Source organism: Alkalimonas sp. (genome assembly GCF_020831925.1).
GTDB lineage: Bacteria > Pseudomonadota > Gammaproteobacteria > Enterobacterales > Alteromonadaceae > Alkalimonas.
Map to the genome: position 1 here is coordinate 17149 of NZ_JAFIFQ010000036.1, position 16407 is coordinate 33555.

Here is a 16407-nt window from a genome sequence, read left to right on the forward strand (position 1 = left end):
AGCTCACTCATCAGTCGCGCTTCCCTTTCTGCTGTTGCTGCAGGTATTCGTTAAAGCTCGGTGGCAAAATAAGGCTGTCGTCCCACTCTGGCAACACGGCTTGCGGTGTACGCGGCATCAGCGGAATACCACGCTCATCACGGATCATTTGCTCGGCGCGAATGTAGTTGTATTTGCGCTGGCTGATATCCGACATGGTGGCGCCATCCCGTACAATGGAGGCGCGGATAAACACCATCAGGTTGCGCTTGCGTTTGCTGACGCTGGTGGATTTAAACAAATGTCCCAGGATGGGGATATCGCCCAGCAGTGGCACCTTGGATACACTCTCCTGCACATCTTCATCAATTAAGCCACCCAGTACCACCACGGCGCCATCGTCGGCCATTACCGAGGTACGAATTTCCCGCTTGTTGATGGTGATATCGACTGCGGTAGCACCGCCGATGCTGGATACTTCTTGCTCAATCATCAGCTGCACCGCATTGCCTTCGTTGATTTGCGGCGTCACTTTCAGCTTAATGCCCACTTCCTGCCGATTGACCTGCTGGAAGGGGTTGGTGTTGTTCGAGCCGACGGTGGAACCGGTAATCACCGGCACCTCCTGCCCAACCAGGAAGAAAGCTTCCTGGTTATCCATGGTAGTGATATGGGGGGTGGCCAAAATATTGGAGTTGGTACTGGTACGCACCGCCTGCAGCAACGCCGCCCAGTTGCCGCGATACACCCCTAGCATGGCACCATTCAGACCTTGCAACGACTGAGCCAGTAACGAATAGTCACGGTTCGAGTCAGGAGTGCTTGTGGTAATTGGCTGACCTGTGGTTGGATCGCGCACTGTGGTTGTAGTGCCCCGGGTAATTTGCGAAGCCACTGCCGCCCCTGCGGCTACATCAACAATAGGGACCACATTTCCGGTGCGGAAATTAGTGCCCCCGCCATGCTCATTGATCCACTGCACGCCTAAATCGGTACCGGTGCCATCGAATACTTCGACAATAATGGCCTCGACCAACACCTGGGCCCGGCGGATATCCAGCTGGCGGATCACTTCCTCCAGCGAACGTAGCAAGTCTGGCTGGGCGGTAATGATCACTGAGTTGCTATCGGCATGAGATTCGATGCTGACACCACGCCCTTGCTGGCTGCGCCGCCCCTGTGGTTGTTGCTGTTGCGAGCTACTCACTTCGCTGGCGATGCTTTCACCGACACTTTTCAACACCGGTACCAACTCGTCGGCTTTGGCATACTTCAGATAAAATACCCGGGTATTGCCGCTGGTTTCCAGCTCGGCGTCCAATCGGCGCACCAGCTCAACTACCCGCTGCCGCGCTTGTGGCTCACCGCTGACCACCACACTGTTGGTGCGCTCATCGGCGACAATGCGCGGAATCAGGAAATCTGGCTGCTCGCCGCGGCCCTGGGAGCGGTAAATGCTATCCAGCACCCGCACCATCTCGCTGGCTGAGCCATAGTTAAGCCGGATGATTTCGACTTCCTGATCGCCAGCCCGATCGACCCGCTGAATAATATCCACCAAACGATTTACTACAGCCGCAGGGCCAGTCATCATAATGACATTGGATGGGTCATAATTCACCACATGGCCGCTGCCGGCTTGATTGCTGAACTGGCGCAGCAAAGGAGCCAATTCACGAACCGAGACATTGCGCACCTGCACTACCCGGGTGACCATTTCATCGCCAACACCCGGGTTTTCATCACTTACCACTGGGATATTGGAGGTTTTGGCGTCTTTGGCCCGCACCACTTTTAAAATGCCGCTTTCCATTTCCACTACAGCAAAACCATAGACTTCCAGCACGTTCAGGAAAAACTGGTAGTACTGCTCGGCATTGAGCATTTCGTAGCTACGGACATTGACCCGTCCTCGCACCTGCGGCTCAACAATGATGGTACGCTCCAAATTCATGCCAACAATATTGATGAACTCATTGATGTCGGTACCGCGGAAATTGGGTGAGTACATCACCTCTTCGTTGCTGTGCACCGAAAAACTAAGCGCAGCCGCCAGGCTGACTACGGCAAGTTTGCGGCAAAGCCGCGTGACAAAAGACCCTGACTGCATGTTGACTATCACCATCTGCTGAATCGTTATTATTGGGACAGGTTAAACTGAATGTCGATCAGCTCACCATCCCGTTCAATGCGCACTGAAGCATCGCTTGCTTCGCGTAGTTGTCCTAGTACCTGATTGGCCTGTTGCAGGTCGGTCAATGGAATACCATTGATTTCGACCGCCAGATCATTGGGTCGAAAGCCGAGTCGCTGAAATAAGCCCGGATCCCGGCCAGGCATTAGCCGAAAGCCGCGCAACTGCCCATCATTATGTTGCGGCGTAACCCGGATAAAATCGAAAAAGCGGGTTGGCTCAGCCAGAATAGCCTCCCGTTGCGCTGCAAATTCAGCTTGATCCAGACTAGGCGCTTCCGCTTGTGGACTAATCATTTGCGGCTCATCGTCTTGATCTGGCCGACCCAAACCGACATTGGCCTCGGCGATACGGGTAAATTCAATACCATCCAGCATCAGGGTTTCAAAACGCCCTGCTACCTGCAACAATACCCGATCATTAAGCACCTGATACAAATTGGCGTTGGTGCCTTCAATTTGTTCACCCACTTTATAAGCGAGCTCTGAGCCACGGCTTTCAATCACGGCACTACCCAGATTAGGATCTCTGCCCGACACCAAGCCAGTTAGCTTGACATTTAAGCGGGTCTTGGGTGCTTCAGTCACCACCGGCTCAGGCCGGACCTCGGCTTGTTCACTGGCTTTACCGAACAAGGGAAAACTAAGTAAGCGCTGTAGATCGGTTCCGCTGCGTGTTGCCGAGGCAGTTCGCTGCCCCTCCCCTTGCCAGTGTTCAACAGCAGGTTGTGGCAACAACTGCCAGGTTAACTGCGCCAGTAACCAGCCCAGCAACAGAATCAACAGCACCGCCAGTAAGCGACTCAGCAACCTTTGCGGTAAACGCTGGGTCAAATGATTCAGTTGTATGGTGAGGGACTGCCAATTCATCGGTCAAATTCTTATAATAGGTGACGGCTCATCTTACTGAGTTGTCACTCAGACAACAAGGGGTACGACAAAGTTTCACAGATTGTTAACTGTGATTCCGTCGTCGATGACCTACTGTATAACAGATGAGTTCAAGCGACCAGAGGATTATGATGAAGACACAATCAAGCCAGGAATCACCAACCGTCCGGCTGGACAAATGGTTATGGGCCTGTCGTTTTTACAAAACCCGAACCCTGGCAAAAAACATGATCGATGGTGGCAAAGTGCATTACAATGGCCAACGCTGCAAAGCCAGTAAACTGGTTGAGATAGGGGCGACCATTAAACTGGCGCAGAGCTATGATGAGAAAACTGTACTGGTCAAAGGCCTAGCAGAGAAGCGCTTGTCGACCCCTCTGGCACAAGCCTTGTACGAAGAAACCAGCGACAGCCTGGCTTTACGGCAAGAGCGGGCAGAGCTACGCAAAACCAACAGCTTATTTGCGCCGCACCCAGACACCAAACCCGACAAAAAGATGCGGCGGCAATTGCTGCTGATCAAATCCCAGCAATGAGAAACATGATGAGTTCAGATACTTTATTCCGCTTTCTATTTCAGGAACGTAACGTGCGCGGTGAAATCGTCGATTTAGCCGCCAGCTTGCAGCAGATGTTGCAAAATCACGATTATCCTTTCCCGGTCAAACAGCTGCTTGCCGAGATGGTGGCAGCAACCAGCCTGCTCACCGCAACGCTGAAGTTTGAAGGCGACATTTCGGTGCAACTGCAAGGCGATGGACCCATCCGCTATGCCACCGTGAATGGTAGCGATCAGCAGGTATTCCGTGGTGTGGTGCGCATGCAAGCCGAAGTTCAGGGCGAAGGCTTAAAAGCGCTGGTAGGTGAAGGCTATTTGCTGGTCACCATCACACCCCATCAGGGCGAGCGCTATCAGGGCATTATTCCACTCACCGGCGACAGCTTGAAAGAAACCCTGGAGGCCTATTTTATTCAATCTGAGCAGCTGCCTACCCGGGTTTATTTGTTCACCGATATGCAATCCGAGCAGGTCAAAGCAGCCGGTATGCTGTTGCAGGTATTGCCGGTTGAGCAGGAAAAGTCCCGGCAGGACTTCGACGACCTGGTGATGCTGGCCGATACTATTACCGCCGATGAGCTGCTGAATTTACCGGCGGCTGAAGTGGTGCACCGCTTATTTCATCAAGAGGTTGTGGAAGCCTTTCCGCTACAGCCAGTCCGGTTTGAGTGTGGCTGCTCTCGCTCGAAGTGTGCCTCTGCCATTGTCAATCTTGGTGCCGATGCCATCAGGGAGCACCTTGCTGAAGGCCAGTTGGATATCCAGTGCGAATACTGCCTTACCAATTACCGGTTTGATGCCGCTGATTTAACAGATTTGCTGCAATCCATTGAAGGTTGACCAGGCTGGCTAGTGCCTGCCCTGACAGGCGGGTACTAGCATGGCCCAGGAAGCAGTTTCAGGATAGCAATGTAGCAATGGGTTAGTTGCCTGCTTTGGCTTTCAACGGCAGATACACCCGCGCCACCAGGCCGCCATGGGCATGATTATGCAAGGTGATCTCGCCGTGGTGCATATCGAGAATTTTCTTGATGATGGCCAGACCAAGCCCGGAGCCACCCGAACCACGGGCAATATCGCCTTGGGTAAAGGGCTCAAACATGGCCTGCATGTTGGCCTCAGGAATACCCGGGCCATGGTCGCGCACCTGCAAATAAACCATGCGCCGGCCACGTTCAAAGCCGGTACTAATTTCAATATCGCCTGAGCTGTAACGCAGTGCGTTTTCCAGCAGGTTGTTCAGCACCCGCTTCATGGCAATACGACGAACCGGTACTTTTGGTAAGTCTGCTGCCAACTCATGCAATAACTGCCGCTGCTGCAAATGCTCCGACTCCAGCAGCTCTTCAATCAAGTCATTCAGACACAACCATTGCAGTGCTTCATCTTTATGATGACGAATAAAATCCATAAACTGATCAATAATCGCATTCATATCCTCGATATCATTGATAATGCCATCTCGGATCCAGGCATCTTGCTCCGGTAACATCTCACTGGCCAACCGAATGCGGGTAAGCGGTGTGCGCAAATCATGGGAGACCCCGGCCATCAGCAAGGCTCTGTCCTGTTCCAAATGCTTAATGCCGGTGGCCATCTGATTAAAAGCCCGGGTTACCGCGCGAATTTCACTGGAACCATTTTCCGCCAGTGGCTCCGGAATTTCACCCCGCCCAACCCGAAGCGCAGCCTGTTGCAAACTTTTAAGTGGACGGTTCAGAGTGCGGGCAAACCACCAGCCACCAGCCACACTCAGCACCCCTATCATCAGTAAATAGAAGGTCAATAAGGAGAAGCTGCTTTCATCCAGCCCGGAAAGTGGAATGCGGATCCAAAAATCCGGTGCTTGTGGCGCCCGAACCCAAAATGCCAGCTGTTGTCCCTGCTCGATACGTACCTCAGCCGGCCCCCCCAGTTCTTCCGACATAGCGGTGGACATAAACTGATAAAATCGAGCTTGATTTAAACCATGCTCAAATGCCAGTGCTTCAGGGTAAACCTCTATATCGGTTGCATCTTGAAAACGCCTGGCCATGGCTTCCGTCAGCAGAGGTTCGTCTTGATCGTAGTCAATGAAGACCACTTTGATTTGCTTAGCAATTAAATGATTGATTTGTTGGGCTGTGGGCTTAATCACATGAAAAGCCACGGTGACATAAGATACCAGTTGATTGATCAGCAGCAGCAGACCGATCAGCAATACCGTCTGACCAAAGGCACTACGTGGCAGTAATCTCATTTACTGACAGCACCATCCGGCACAAAGACATAACCTAGCCCCCAGACCGTTTGAATGTAGCGCGGGTGAGCCGGATCATCTTCCAACATACGTCGCAGACGTGAGACCTGTACATCAATGCTGCGTTCCATCGCTGAGTAATCGCGGCCACGGGCCTGATTCATGAGTTTATCGCGAGATAAAGGCTCACGCGGGTGACTTACCAGCACTTTGAGCACAGCAAACTCACCACTGGTTAATGGCAATACCTCATCGTTCTTACGCATTTCCCGGGTAGCCAGATTAAATTGAAAAGGCCCAAAAGATACAATGGTTTCTTCCTGTGATGGTGCACCTGGCAGCTCTTTGCTTTTGCGCCTGAGCACAGCACGGACGCGGGCCAGCAACTCACGCGGGTTAAATGGCTTGGGTAGGTAATCGTCAGCGCCCATTTCAAGTCCAATGATGCGGTCCACTTCATCGCCTTTGGCAGTTAACATAATGATAGGAATCAAATTCTCTTGCTGGCGTAGCTTGCGGCAAATGCTAAGGCCATCTTCGCCGGGCAGCATCAGATCCAGTACCATCAGATGAAAGTGCTCACGCTCCATCACTCGTTGCATCTGTTCATAATCCGCCACAGCCCGTACCTGAAAACCCTGCTCGACCAGATAGCGCTCCAGCAAAGCGCGCAAACGCACATCATCATCCACTACCAGAATTTTTGTTGTTTCCGTGGTCATGCCCTGCCACCCCATCACTTTTTTGCCACTATAAACCAAAACAAACCCGGGGAAGAGCCCCGGGTTTGAAAACAGTGTTACAAAGTTTTTCTGTCAGTGTTCACTGCTGCTGCATGCGTTCATACTCAGCGCGCGGAATACGCTTCATAGGTGGGTTGACCCAATGCATCTGATTCGGTAAAGCACTGTTACGATTTGCCGCTTCAACCAACCGCATTTGATCATAATCCATCACCCAGACATAATCTGGCTTTGTCATGGTAGAGCAACCGCTAAGGCCAAGCAACGCTGCAGAACACACAGAGAGTATCATCTTTTTCATCTGCACTTACCTCCAAATCCCACTCAAGTATAGTTCATTTTTTATACAATCTATAGTTGGGAAGTTACTTTGTGACCAGTTGTCAGTTAACTGCCATCAAAGGCTTTAAATAATGCCTTTCAGCCCCCATGAAGCAGAATCTAGTCATTGGAACAATCCGGGCTTCGCATGAGAACCAACTTAATCAGCCGGCAAGGTTACCTGAAACTGCAACAAGAGCTGGACCAACTATGGCGGGTTAAACGCCCTGAAGTAACGCAAAAAGTCAGTTGGGCCGCCAGTTTGGGGGATCGCAGTGAAAACGCGGATTACCAGTACAATAAGAAACAACTGCGCGAAATCGACCGCCGGGTTCGCTTTATTCGTAAACGGCTGGAAGTATTGCGGCCGGTGGATTACGCACCAGAGCAAGAGGGCAAGGTATTTTTTGGCGCTTGGGTGGAGGTAGAAAACGACGATGGCGAGGTACGCTGTTTTCGTATCGTTGGTCCGGATGAAATCTACGGTCGACGTGATTACATCTCCATTGATGCACCGATGGCGCGCGCTTTGCTCGGTAAGCAAGTCGATGACGAGGTGCAAGTACCCACACCAACCGGCCGGAAAAACTGGATCATCAATAGCATAGCGTACCGGCTTGAAACTGATAGCAATGCCTGAGCAATTGCCATTGGATTTTTGCCATAAGAACAGGGACAATTCGTCCAGCTAACACAACATCGCTCGGCCGACATGCCGGGCCCATGCCAGAGCTTAGCTACTGGTCACAGGAAACACGCATGATAGTAAAGCTTGAACAACAAATTGCCGCTGAAATTGCCGCTCGCCCGGAGCAGGTCGTTGCGACCATCCAATTGCTGGACGATGGTGCAACCGTGCCTTTTATCGCCCGTTACCGCAAAGAAGTCACCGGCGGTTTGGATGATACCCAGTTACGTACCCTGGAGCAGCGTCTATCGTACTTGCGCGAGCTGGAAGAACGGCGTCAACTGATTTTAAAAACCATCGCTGATCAGGGCAAACTGAGCCCCGAGCTGCAGCAAGACATTCTAGCTGCCGACAACAAGACCCGGCTGGAAGATTTGTACCTGCCATTCAAACCTAAGCGCCGAACCAAAGGTCAGATGGCGATTGAAGCGGGGCTGGAACCACTTGCCAATGCCTTGATGGCCGATCCTGAGCTTAGCCCTGAGCAAGAAGCGCAATCCTATCTAAATGTCGATGCTGGCTATGCCGACAGCAAAGCGGTGCTGGATGGCGTAAAGTACATCCTGATGGAACGCTTTGCCGAAGATGCCAACCTGCTGGCAAGGTTGCGCCAGCAACTGAGCCAACATGGGGTGCTAAAAAGCACTGTGGTTGCTGGCAAAGAAAAGGAAGGCGCCAAATTCCGCGACTATTTTGAGCACAGTGAGTTGTGGCGACAACTGCCATCGCACCGCGCGCTGGCGATGTTCCGTGGCCGCAATGAAGGCTTCCTGCAATTGCAGCTACTGCCCGACAGCGATGAACCCGAAGCGCATCAACGCTGTATTGCAACGGTTGCCAGCCATTTTAACCTGAGCAATCAAGGCCGGGCAGCCGATGCCTTCTTGCAAACCGTGGCGCAGTGGACCTGGAAAGTGAAGCTGCATCTGCACCTGGAAAATGATCTACTAAGCGAGCTGCGTGAGCGTGCTGAAGCAGAAGCCATCAAGGTGTTTGCCCGCAATATGAAAGACTTGTTGATGGCAGCGCCAGCCGGCCTACGCCCAACCATGGCGCTGGATCCTGGCCTTCGTACCGGCGTGAAAGTAGTGATGCTGGATGAGACCGGCAAGCTACTCAGCAGCCAAACCATATTCCCACATGCACCACAAAATCACTGGGACAAGTCGCTGCGCACCTTGCAAAACCTCTGTCAGCAGTTCAAACCAGAGCTGGTGGCCATCGGCAATGGCACCGCTTCGCGTGAAACCGACCAGTTGGTGGCCGAGCTGATGAAAAAGCACCCGGAGTTGAAACTGACCAAGATCATGGTGTCCGAAGCCGGCGCCTCGGTGTATTCAGCCTCGGAGTTTGCTGCGCAGGAGTTTCCGGATCTGGATGTATCCTACCGTGGCGCTGTTTCCATCGGCCGTCGCTTGCAGGACCCGCTGGCAGAGCTGGTGAAAATTGAACCCAAAGCCATTGGCGTTGGCCAGTACCAGCACGACGTGAATCAAAGCCTGCTCAGCAAATCGCTGGAAGCGGTGGTGGAAGATTGTGTGAACGCGGTCGGCGTCGATCTAAATACCGCCTCGGTGCCCTTATTGAGCCGGGTAGCAGGCCTGAATAAAACCCTGGCACAAAATATCGTACTCCACCGTGAGCAGCATGGCCGCTTTAGCAACCGCAAAGAGTTGCTAAAAGTGGCCCGTCTGGGCCCCAAAGCCTTTGAACAAGCTGCCGGTTTTATGCGCATAAGTGCGGGCGATAACCCGCTGGATGCCTCTGGTGTGCACCCAGAAGCCTACCCGGTGGTGGAGAAAATTTTGGCCCAACACCAGAAATCGGTGCAGGACATTCTTGGCAACAGTGATTTTATCAGCAAACTGAAACCGGAAGACTTTGCCGATGCTCACTTTGGGATTCCAACCATCAGCGATATTTTAAGCGAACTGGAAAAACCCGGCCGTGATCCGCGCCCGGAATTCAAAATGGCCAGCTTTAAAGAGGGTGTCAACACCATCGACGATTTAAAACCTGCCATGTTGCTGGAAGGTGTAGTCACCAATGTCACCAACTTTGGTGCCTTTGTCGATATTGGCGTGCATCAGGATGGTCTGGTGCATATCTCCTCGCTGTCCGATACCTTTGTCAGCGATCCGCACAAAGTGGTGAAAGCCGGTGACATCGTCAAGGTCAAAGTGCTGGATGTGGATAAAGAGCGCAAGCGCATCGCATTGACCATGCGGATGGATGAGCAACCTGGCCAGGCTACGCCGACCAAGGCCCCTGCCAGCAAAGGCAAACCCCAACAACCACGTGCGGCCAAGCCTGCCAAAGCCGCAGCGCCGGCCAACGCTGCCATGGGTAATGCCTTTGCCGATGCATTGGCGAAGCTGAAAAAGTAACTAGGTTAAAACCCGGGTAGAACTTACTGCCCGGTTCATCGAGACTCAGGCTTGTTGACGCAGACTGCTCAGCGAAGGCTGGGTGGCTTGCTGATAAAAACCGGCAATCACCTGGCTGCGCCGTTGCAGGGTTTCGGTGTCGGACATAGCAGGCGTATTGGCCGCTGATACACGGATTTGGTCTTCGGCGGCGGTATCGGCCATCGCCCGGCGTGGTGCTGATGGCTCATTGCTGCGGCTTATCGCTTCTTTGGCCATCTCGGCTCTGGCTGCCAACATCCGACGACTGGCTTCAGCGGCAATGCGCCGATCGGCTGCAGAGGGCTCCGCCGGTGCTAAAGCAGCAGCACGCACCTGCTGCATTTTTTGCACCGTGGCCTGAGGGTTAGCCGGGATCTCCGATAGATCAATTTGTACTTCGCCACCAACGGCATACTGATTGCCATCGGGGCCACGCTCATAAGTGTAAGTTGGCGCACTGGCGTATTGGCCGCCTACAGCCGCGTGGGCTTGTTCGTGGGCACGCACTTCGCGGTCCCGGGCTTGCAGCTCGCGCAACTCCTGTTGCTCGGCCCGCTCTTGCTGGCGCTGTTGCTCCTTATCAGAACGGCTTTCTGGGTCTCGCTCGGCATCCTGTTCCCGACCACGCACGGCAGCATTGGTTTCAGTCTGTGCTTGCTCATTGCGCTGTTGATTGCTGTTGGCCTGAGGCTGCTGTTGTTTGGCTTTATCGTCACTGGCAATCGGCTTTTCCGCTGAGTTCTTAGCCGCTTCCTGCACAGGCTCGAACAAATCCCGTCGCTGATTATCCCGGCGCGCCATCTCCGTCGCCGGATTGGCGGTATTCAGGCTAACATTGGGATAGTGCGAGGTGATCAGCATAGCAGCTAGGCCTTGGTGTCAATCAAGGTGCCAAGCACACTGCTGGCCGTTTCAATGGAGCGCACATTCGCTTCCGCCAGCCGCTGCTGAACGGTAAGATCAATCAGACTGGATTCCAGGCTGGGCAATGCTGCTGTTACCGATTGCACTGGTTGCTGTGCATTAGGCACAGCCTCAGCTTCGGCTACCGGATCTGCAGGGCGTTGGGTTTGGCGGTTGATATTGAGCGTGCTTTGCGACATGCCATCACTGGCTGACTGCACGCCTTGCATGCCGGAAGCAAAAGCCGACTGGATGTTCATACGCACCTCGTTAAACCACCACGTCAATGGTTAATTATTAACCATTTCGGGTAAAAAATAAAGCTTTGCCACTTTATTCACCAGGTAATTGCGTTCGGATCTGTTGTAACCAGGCCGCACTTTCTGCTGGGTGTGATATAAAAGGCGCATGTGAAGCATGGGCAAAACAATGGGTCTTAGCGGTGGGTATCCGTTGCTGCAGGGCTTGCTCTACTTCAATTGGCACCAGTGTATCCAAGCGGCCAAAAGCGGCATGCACCGGCAGCGATAAACTTACCAGCTCAGCACGAAGATCACAGCTTTGCAGCAGCGCCAAACCACCGGTGACAGCTTCTGACTTTGGTTCCGGCAGTTGCAAAATAGCCTGACGTAACTGCTTGATATCGCCTTTAGCACTGGGACTGCCCATTGCCTGAATAGCTAAAAAGCGCTGGATGGTCAGAGGTATGTTGTTACTGAGCTGCTGCTGAAACTGGGTGAAAATACGCGCTGACATGCCAGGCCAGTCGGTTTGCGCCATAAAACAAGGCGATGCCGCTAACAATGCCAGTGCTTGCACCTGCTGCGGGTAACTACGTGCCAACTCAATGGCAACCAGGCCCCCCAGTGACCAGCCGCAAAGTACGGCTTTGGCCGGGAGCTGTGGCTGCAACAACTCTGCCAGTACAGCTAAAGCGTAGGGCTTAGGACAATCTTTACTCAATCCAAACCCAGGCAAATCCAGCGTATGCACTTGCCAGTCCTGTTGCAGTAACGGCAGCCACTGCTGCCAGACCGCCTGATTCATGCCCCAGCCATGCAGTAATACTAAATTCGGCTTGCTCTGTTGACCCACTTATTTCATACTCCAAAATAAACGATCGATAAACATTTATGCTACAAACAATACTGCACCAGCTGATGCCCAACCGTTGTCTCTGGTGCGATCTGCCGGTACATCAGGCCGGCCAGCAAGTGTGCAGCTGCTGCCAGCAAGCCTTGCCAGGCTTTGACATCGTTTTTTACCAGGGCAATCTATTGTGGTTGCCGGCGGTGCAACAAGGCTTACCTAAACTACACGCCGAACGCTTAGTTAGTCTGAGCTGGTACCAGCCCCCTTACGATTATGCCATCAGCCAATGGAAGCTCCAACAACAGCTGGCAGCAGGCCATTGGCTGCTGCAGCAATTCCGCCTGTTAGCCCAGCAGTATCAGGCTGCAGGCTTTCCATTGCCCGATTGCATTTGCTACATTCCCATGCCTCCCTGGCGTTATCTGAAACGAGGTTTTAATCAGGCACGATTGTTAGCAGAGGTGTTGGCAAAGACCTGGCAAATACCGATGTTGCCACTGTTGCAGCGCCAACGCAGCGGTCAACATCAGCGGCTGTTAAAGCGCAGCCAACGTCAACACAACAGCCGTCAGCTATTTCAGCTGAATGCGGTCTTTCGGATGCAGTTAAAGCAGCTTGGTCAAATCGCGCTGGTGGATGATGTGATCACGACCGGCAGTACCCTGCAGCAGGCCTGTCGATGCTTGCAGCAAGGCGGTGCCAAACCGGTACAGCTCTGGACTCTGGCCATCACGGCCAAGGACCGGCGACAAGGGTCATTGCCTTGATGAAACGGCATCCTTGTCGTTTCATCAAGTCACCAGGATACAACCTGGTTTATTCTTCGTCTTCAGCCTGTGGCCGGGCGCTGAAGCTGCGCCCAAGATAGATGGCATTGACCAGCAAACGACTGGAGCCTTTAAAGTAACCTCGAAATACCGGATTATCCGTCATGGCAATCACCCGGCCCCGACCATGATTGTGCGCTAGTAGGGCTGCGGCCTGGCCAATACGGGGGACAAACTCCGGCGCGGTATAACCGGCCAGATGCGGCTGCTCACTGTACAGCGCCACATTGACAAAAGGGGCATGTGAGGGTTGCAGCAACAAGGTACTGTTTTTAAACAATGGCAGACGATCACGCGGCAAACCGAATGTTAGCGGATGGCTGCGATCCAGCTCGGCTTCAAAAATAGCTCCGGCAATGCGCTGCCGTGCCGCCAGCGCTTCCTGATCGCTGTATCTTAGCTGTTGATGCGAAATCATCCGGTTCATTTCCGCCGGTTGCCACAATTGCGCCTGCAGCAACTCATGCTGTACCAACCAACTTACGGCGCGCTTTTGTCCCCACAAAATACCGCCGTCGTTCAACCAGCGGCTTAATGCTTCCTGCTCTGCATTGTTCCATTGCTGGTATTGACCATCCGGCAAAATGATATGGCTATATCGACTTAAATCAATCCGACTGAAACGCTCAGGCTCTACCATACTAGGCGAGATCCCAGCCAATCGCTCCAGGTTGTACCAAAGCTCACCAGCTTCGGTCGAGTTAATACCAGGGCCGGCAATCAGCAGCACTTGCGGCAAATGCACAGGTACAAAACGGAAACTTCCTAAATCACTGCCTTGCGGGGTTAAGCCGGTTTGAATGGCAAACACCGGCAGAGAAAAACGTTGCTGTGCAGCCTGCAAGCGCGCAAACCAATCAGACTCTTGCTGCAAACCTGCTGGAATCAGTACCGAGCCGGCGACAAAAGACTGGGGGCCATCATTGGTGACGGCAGTAAAATCTGCTTGGGCCATTCTTGCAACCACGCCCTCGGCCAACAGAGCCTGCAACAACAATGGGGCCTTTTGGTCTTGCCAACCAAACGCATAGGCATAAGCACCGGCCTCTGGTGCAGGCACAGATTGAACAACTTCAACCCAGGGTTCATTCGCCAGGGCTCTGGCTGGATCACGCTGAACCTGCCGATACTCGATGTTGTAGGCGTACGGTAAAGTCCAGCTGGAAACATCGTAAAAGGTATTGTCCGGGAAATTTTTCCGGGTACTAAAAGCGCCTTTCAGTAAGCGGTACTGTGCTTGTTGCAAGGGTACAAAATAACTTTCTCCAGCCTTGTAGCTGTACTGCCCATCCTGCCAGTCGCGTTGCAGAGGATAAGCCTCAATCTGGTGCTGGCGCAAAAGCCGCAGCAAAGCATGCAGCCGGGTTTTATCATCCGCCTCGGTCAGCATGTAACCACGAAAGTTTTCCTGACGGGCCTCCGTTTGACCAAGCCGGAAAAAGTCTTGCTGATAGCGCTGCAACTCGGAGCGATACTCAACCGCTCCGCGGATGGTCGATAAAGACGTGAGCAACTGGTTGCGGATGGTGCGTTCAAAGGTCAGCAGCCCATGAATGGACTCCTGCACATGACCACGACTGCTGGCCTGCTCATACAAAATACCAATGCCGCCGGTCACATCCGGATAGGTGGAGCCTTTGCCGATGTAAAAATCATCAAAGCTTTCTTCGGTGTAATACAGCTCTTTGGCTTGGTCCAGGCTGGCGGCATGGAACTCAGCCAAGGTACGGGTCAGTTCAAAATTGCGTTCTGGCGTGAGCGGATAATTGCGGCTTGGGATCCCAGGCTGAAAAAAGTAGGTGCTGTTGGTACCCATTTCATGGAAGTCACCCAACACCTGTGGCAGCCAGCGATGATACTCGCTAATTCTTGCCTGGCTTTCCGGATGCTGCAGCAACAACCAGTCCCGGTTTAAATCAAACCAGTAATGATTCGGCCGGCCATTGGGCCAGGGCTCAACATGTTCCCGGTGCTGCGGATCGGCCACCGGTGTCTTACCACGATGCATATTGACCCAATGCGAGAAACGATCATGCCCATCCGGGTTTAGACTGGGTTGAATGATGATCACAGCTTCGTCCAGCCACTGCTCTACTTCAGTGTTTTGGGCTGCAGTCAGATAATAGGCCAGTGCCACTGCGGCATGGGTCGCGCTGGGTTCGTTCCCATGCACACCATAGCCAAGCCAGATAATCACTGGTGCACCCTCTGCCAACGTTTGGCCCTGGCTTTGCGCCAGGTTCTGCTGCCGGATGCTATCCAGCCGTGCAAGATTCTGCTCGGATGACACCACCAACTGCAGCAAAGGACGTCGTTCATGGCTGTAGCCTATGACCTGCAAAGTGGCAAGTGGTGAATGAGCCGCCAGACGCTCAAAATAATGCTGTATCTGGTCGTGCCGCCAGTGCCACTCCCCCATGGCAAAACCGGCCGTTTGCTCTGGCCGTGGTACGTCAGCATTGAAAGATGCTTCAGGCCAAACGGCAACGGCGGGCAAACTGCAGGCAAGCAACAGAAGAAGCAGGATTTTTTTCATAACAAAGTCTCCAATCTCATTGCTTATAGTGTCCAATAAAGCCATGGCAAACTCAAGCTGGGCTGGAAACCAGCTACAAGGAAGAGTATGATAGGCTATAACCTAGTAAATTAGTCAGGTACTACCGATGATTTCGATTTCTGAAAGTGCACAAAGCCACTTTGTCAAACTGCTTGAGAAGCAACCCGAAGGCACTCATATCCGGGTCTTTGTTGTCAATCCTGGCACGGCCAGCGCGGAGTGCGGCGTGTCCTACTGCCCGCCTGACTCGGTGGAGGAAAGCGATCAACAGCTGCCTTTCAATGGTTTTGCTGCCGTGGTGGATGCCGAAAGCCAGCCCTTTTTAGTGGATGCTGAAATCGATTTTGTCACTGATCAGATGGGCTCTCAACTGACGCTAAAAGCGCCGAACGCCAAAGTACGCAAGGTGAGTGACAATGCGCCGCTGCGTGAGCGGGTGCAATACATGATTGATGCCGAGATCAACCCGCAACTGGCCAACCATGGTGGCAACGTCAGTGTGGTCGAGCTAAACGATGCGGGTGTCGTCGTGTTGCAATTTGGCGGTGGCTGCAATGGCTGTGCTCAGGTTGATCTGACCTTAAAAGAAGGTATTGAGAAAGAGCTGCTGAATCGTTTTGCCGGTGAATTGACGGGCGTAAAAGACATCACCGAGCATCAGCGTGGTGAACACTCCTACTATTAAACCGCTATCAGAGATGAAGCCATGAAATCCACCCTGCATACTCTCCTGCTGCTAGGCCTTTTAGCACTGCTACCAGCTCAGGCGGCAGTGATCTTGATCTACCATCATATCGCTGAGGATACCCCCAGAGTCAGTAGCACCACCGAAGACGAACTGCGTCAGCATCTGACGCATTTGCAGGAACATGGCTTTGACGTGGTGGGGCTCGATGAACTGCTTGCCAAGCTGCAGGCTGGTGAACCGGTGCCGCATAATGCAGTAGCCATCACCTTTGATGATGGTTATGCCAACAACTACACCGCAGCGCACCCGATTCTGATGG

At 53.0% G+C, this 16407-nt stretch carries 15 protein-coding genes and 1 pseudogene; 7 read left to right on the forward strand and 9 right to left on the reverse strand.

Annotation, left to right across the window (positions count from 1 at the left end; genetic code table 11):
* Positions 1-10: 10 nt before the first annotated feature.
* Together gspD and gspC are read right to left on the reverse strand one after the other, a co-directional pair.
* A complete protein-coding gene (gene gspD / locus JJU14_RS11700) occupies positions 11-2089 on the reverse strand; it encodes a type II secretion system secretin GspD (RefSeq protein ID WP_228613765.1) in 2079 nt (692 codons plus the stop codon).
* Between the two features lie 29 nt (positions 2090-2118).
* On the reverse strand, positions 2119-3042 hold the full coding sequence (gspC, locus tag JJU14_RS11705; RefSeq protein WP_228613767.1) for a type II secretion system protein GspC: 924 nt from the start codon (positions 3040-3042) through the stop codon (positions 2119-2121).
* A gap of 152 nt (positions 3043-3194) precedes the next feature.
* Here gspC and hslR point away from each other — a divergent pair, with 152 nt between their 5' ends.
* Positions 3195-3599, forward strand: a complete 405-nt coding sequence (gene hslR, locus JJU14_RS11710) for a ribosome-associated heat shock protein Hsp15 (protein ID WP_228613769.1) — start codon at positions 3195-3197, stop codon at positions 3597-3599.
* 5 nt (positions 3600-3604) lie between these two features.
* Positions 3605-4462 carry an Hsp33 family molecular chaperone HslO gene (gene hslO / locus JJU14_RS11715; RefSeq protein ID WP_228613771.1) on the forward strand — a complete coding sequence of 286 codons (858 nt, stop codon included), beginning with the start codon at positions 3605-3607 and terminating at the stop codon, positions 4460-4462.
* Positions 4463-4544: 82 nt separating this feature from the next.
* Here hslO and envZ read toward each other — a convergent pair whose 3' ends face one another.
* The 3 genes from envZ to JJU14_RS11730 form a co-directional block, all read right to left on the reverse strand.
* Positions 4545-5861 (reverse strand): two-component system sensor histidine kinase EnvZ, encoded by a 1317-nt coding sequence (gene envZ / locus JJU14_RS11720; RefSeq protein WP_228613773.1) that lies wholly within the window; start codon positions 5859-5861, stop codon positions 4545-4547.
* On the reverse strand, positions 5858-6583 hold the full coding sequence (gene ompR / locus JJU14_RS11725) for a two-component system response regulator OmpR (RefSeq protein WP_091344037.1): 726 nt from the start codon (positions 6581-6583) through the stop codon (positions 5858-5860). The genes envZ and ompR overlap by 4 nt, the downstream gene beginning before the upstream one ends.
* Positions 6584-6683: 100 nt before the next feature.
* Entirely contained in the window at positions 6684-6905 is a 222-nt protein-coding gene (locus JJU14_RS11730) for a hypothetical protein (protein ID WP_228613774.1), read from the reverse strand.
* Between the two features lie 168 nt (positions 6906-7073).
* Here JJU14_RS11730 and greB point away from each other — a divergent pair, with 168 nt between their 5' ends.
* A complete protein-coding gene (greB, locus tag JJU14_RS11735; RefSeq protein WP_091344033.1) occupies positions 7074-7565 on the forward strand; it encodes a transcription elongation factor GreB in 492 nt (163 codons plus the stop codon).
* A 119-nt stretch (positions 7566-7684) separates the two neighbouring features.
* Positions 7685-10000 carry a Tex family protein gene (locus tag JJU14_RS11740; RefSeq protein ID WP_228613775.1) on the forward strand — a complete coding sequence of 772 codons (2316 nt, stop codon included), beginning with the start codon at positions 7685-7687 and terminating at the stop codon, positions 9998-10000.
* A gap of 45 nt (positions 10001-10045) precedes the next feature.
* Here the strand turns inward: JJU14_RS11740 and JJU14_RS11745 are convergent, their stop codons facing one another.
* The 3 genes from JJU14_RS11745 to bioH form a co-directional block, all read right to left on the reverse strand.
* Entirely contained in the window at positions 10046-10882 is an 837-nt protein-coding gene (locus JJU14_RS11745) for a putative metalloprotease CJM1_0395 family protein (RefSeq protein WP_228613776.1), read from the reverse strand.
* A gap of 5 nt (positions 10883-10887) precedes the next feature.
* On the reverse strand, positions 10888-11184 hold the full coding sequence (locus tag JJU14_RS11750; protein ID WP_228613777.1) for an excinuclease ATPase subunit: 297 nt from the start codon (positions 11182-11184) through the stop codon (positions 10888-10890).
* 73 nt (positions 11185-11257) lie between these two features.
* A complete protein-coding gene (gene bioH / locus JJU14_RS11755) occupies positions 11258-12019 on the reverse strand; it encodes a pimeloyl-ACP methyl ester esterase BioH (RefSeq protein WP_228613778.1) in 762 nt (253 codons plus the stop codon).
* A 38-nt stretch (positions 12020-12057) separates the two neighbouring features.
* Between bioH and JJU14_RS11760 the strand changes: the two genes are divergently transcribed.
* Positions 12058-12783, forward strand: coding sequence for a ComF family protein (locus JJU14_RS11760; RefSeq protein ID WP_228613779.1), 726 nt, complete (start codon positions 12058-12060; stop codon positions 12781-12783).
* 49 nt (positions 12784-12832) lie between these two features.
* On the opposite strand, the gene JJU14_RS11765 is transcribed toward JJU14_RS11760, so the two are convergent.
* Positions 12833-15379, reverse strand: a complete 2547-nt coding sequence (locus JJU14_RS11765; protein ID WP_228613780.1) for a M14 family zinc carboxypeptidase — start codon at positions 15377-15379, stop codon at positions 12833-12835.
* Between the two features lie 127 nt (positions 15380-15506).
* Between JJU14_RS11765 and nfuA the strand changes: the two genes are divergently transcribed.
* Both nfuA and JJU14_RS11775 read left to right on the forward strand, forming a co-directional pair.
* Positions 15507-16085 (forward strand): Fe-S biogenesis protein NfuA, encoded by a 579-nt coding sequence (nfuA, locus tag JJU14_RS11770; RefSeq protein WP_228613781.1) that lies wholly within the window; start codon positions 15507-15509, stop codon positions 16083-16085.
* A 21-nt stretch (positions 16086-16106) separates the two neighbouring features.
* Positions 16107-16407, forward strand: a pseudogene (locus JJU14_RS11775) (xylanase); the annotation flags it as partial.

Excerpts from the sequence above, each read along its gene's own strand:
- gspD (WP_228613765.1), bottom strand. The coding sequence starts at position 2,089 with ATGCAGTCAGGGTCTTTTGTCACGCGGCTTTGCCGCAAACTTGCCGTA.
- JJU14_RS11760 (WP_228613779.1), top strand. The coding sequence starts at position 12,058 with ATGCTACAAACAATACTGCACCAGCTGATGCCCAACCGTTGTCTCTGG.
- hslO (WP_228613771.1), top strand. The coding sequence starts at position 3,605 with ATGATGAGTTCAGATACTTTATTCCGCTTTCTATTTCAGGAACGTAAC.
- envZ (WP_228613773.1), bottom strand. The coding sequence starts at position 5,861 with ATGAGATTACTGCCACGTAGTGCCTTTGGTCAGACGGTATTGCTGATC.
- JJU14_RS11750 (WP_228613777.1), bottom strand. The coding sequence starts at position 11,184 with ATGAACATCCAGTCGGCTTTTGCTTCCGGCATGCAAGGCGTGCAGTCA.
- JJU14_RS11765 (WP_228613780.1), bottom strand. The coding sequence starts at position 15,379 with ATGAAAAAAATCCTGCTTCTTCTGTTGCTTGCCTGCAGTTTGCCCGCC.
- ompR (WP_091344037.1), bottom strand. The coding sequence starts at position 6,583 with ATGACCACGGAAACAACAAAAATTCTGGTAGTGGATGATGATGTGCGT.
- JJU14_RS11740 (WP_228613775.1), top strand. The coding sequence starts at position 7,685 with ATGATAGTAAAGCTTGAACAACAAATTGCCGCTGAAATTGCCGCTCGC.
- hslR (WP_228613769.1), top strand. The coding sequence starts at position 3,195 with ATGAAGACACAATCAAGCCAGGAATCACCAACCGTCCGGCTGGACAAA.
- JJU14_RS11730 (WP_228613774.1), bottom strand. The coding sequence starts at position 6,905 with ATGAAAAAGATGATACTCTCTGTGTGTTCTGCAGCGTTGCTTGGCCTT.
- gspC (WP_228613767.1), bottom strand. The coding sequence starts at position 3,042 with ATGAATTGGCAGTCCCTCACCATACAACTGAATCATTTGACCCAGCGT.
- greB (WP_091344033.1), top strand. The coding sequence starts at position 7,074 with ATGAGAACCAACTTAATCAGCCGGCAAGGTTACCTGAAACTGCAACAA.
- nfuA (WP_228613781.1), top strand. The coding sequence starts at position 15,507 with ATGATTTCGATTTCTGAAAGTGCACAAAGCCACTTTGTCAAACTGCTT.
- JJU14_RS11745 (WP_228613776.1), bottom strand. The coding sequence starts at position 10,882 with ATGCTGATCACCTCGCACTATCCCAATGTTAGCCTGAATACCGCCAAT.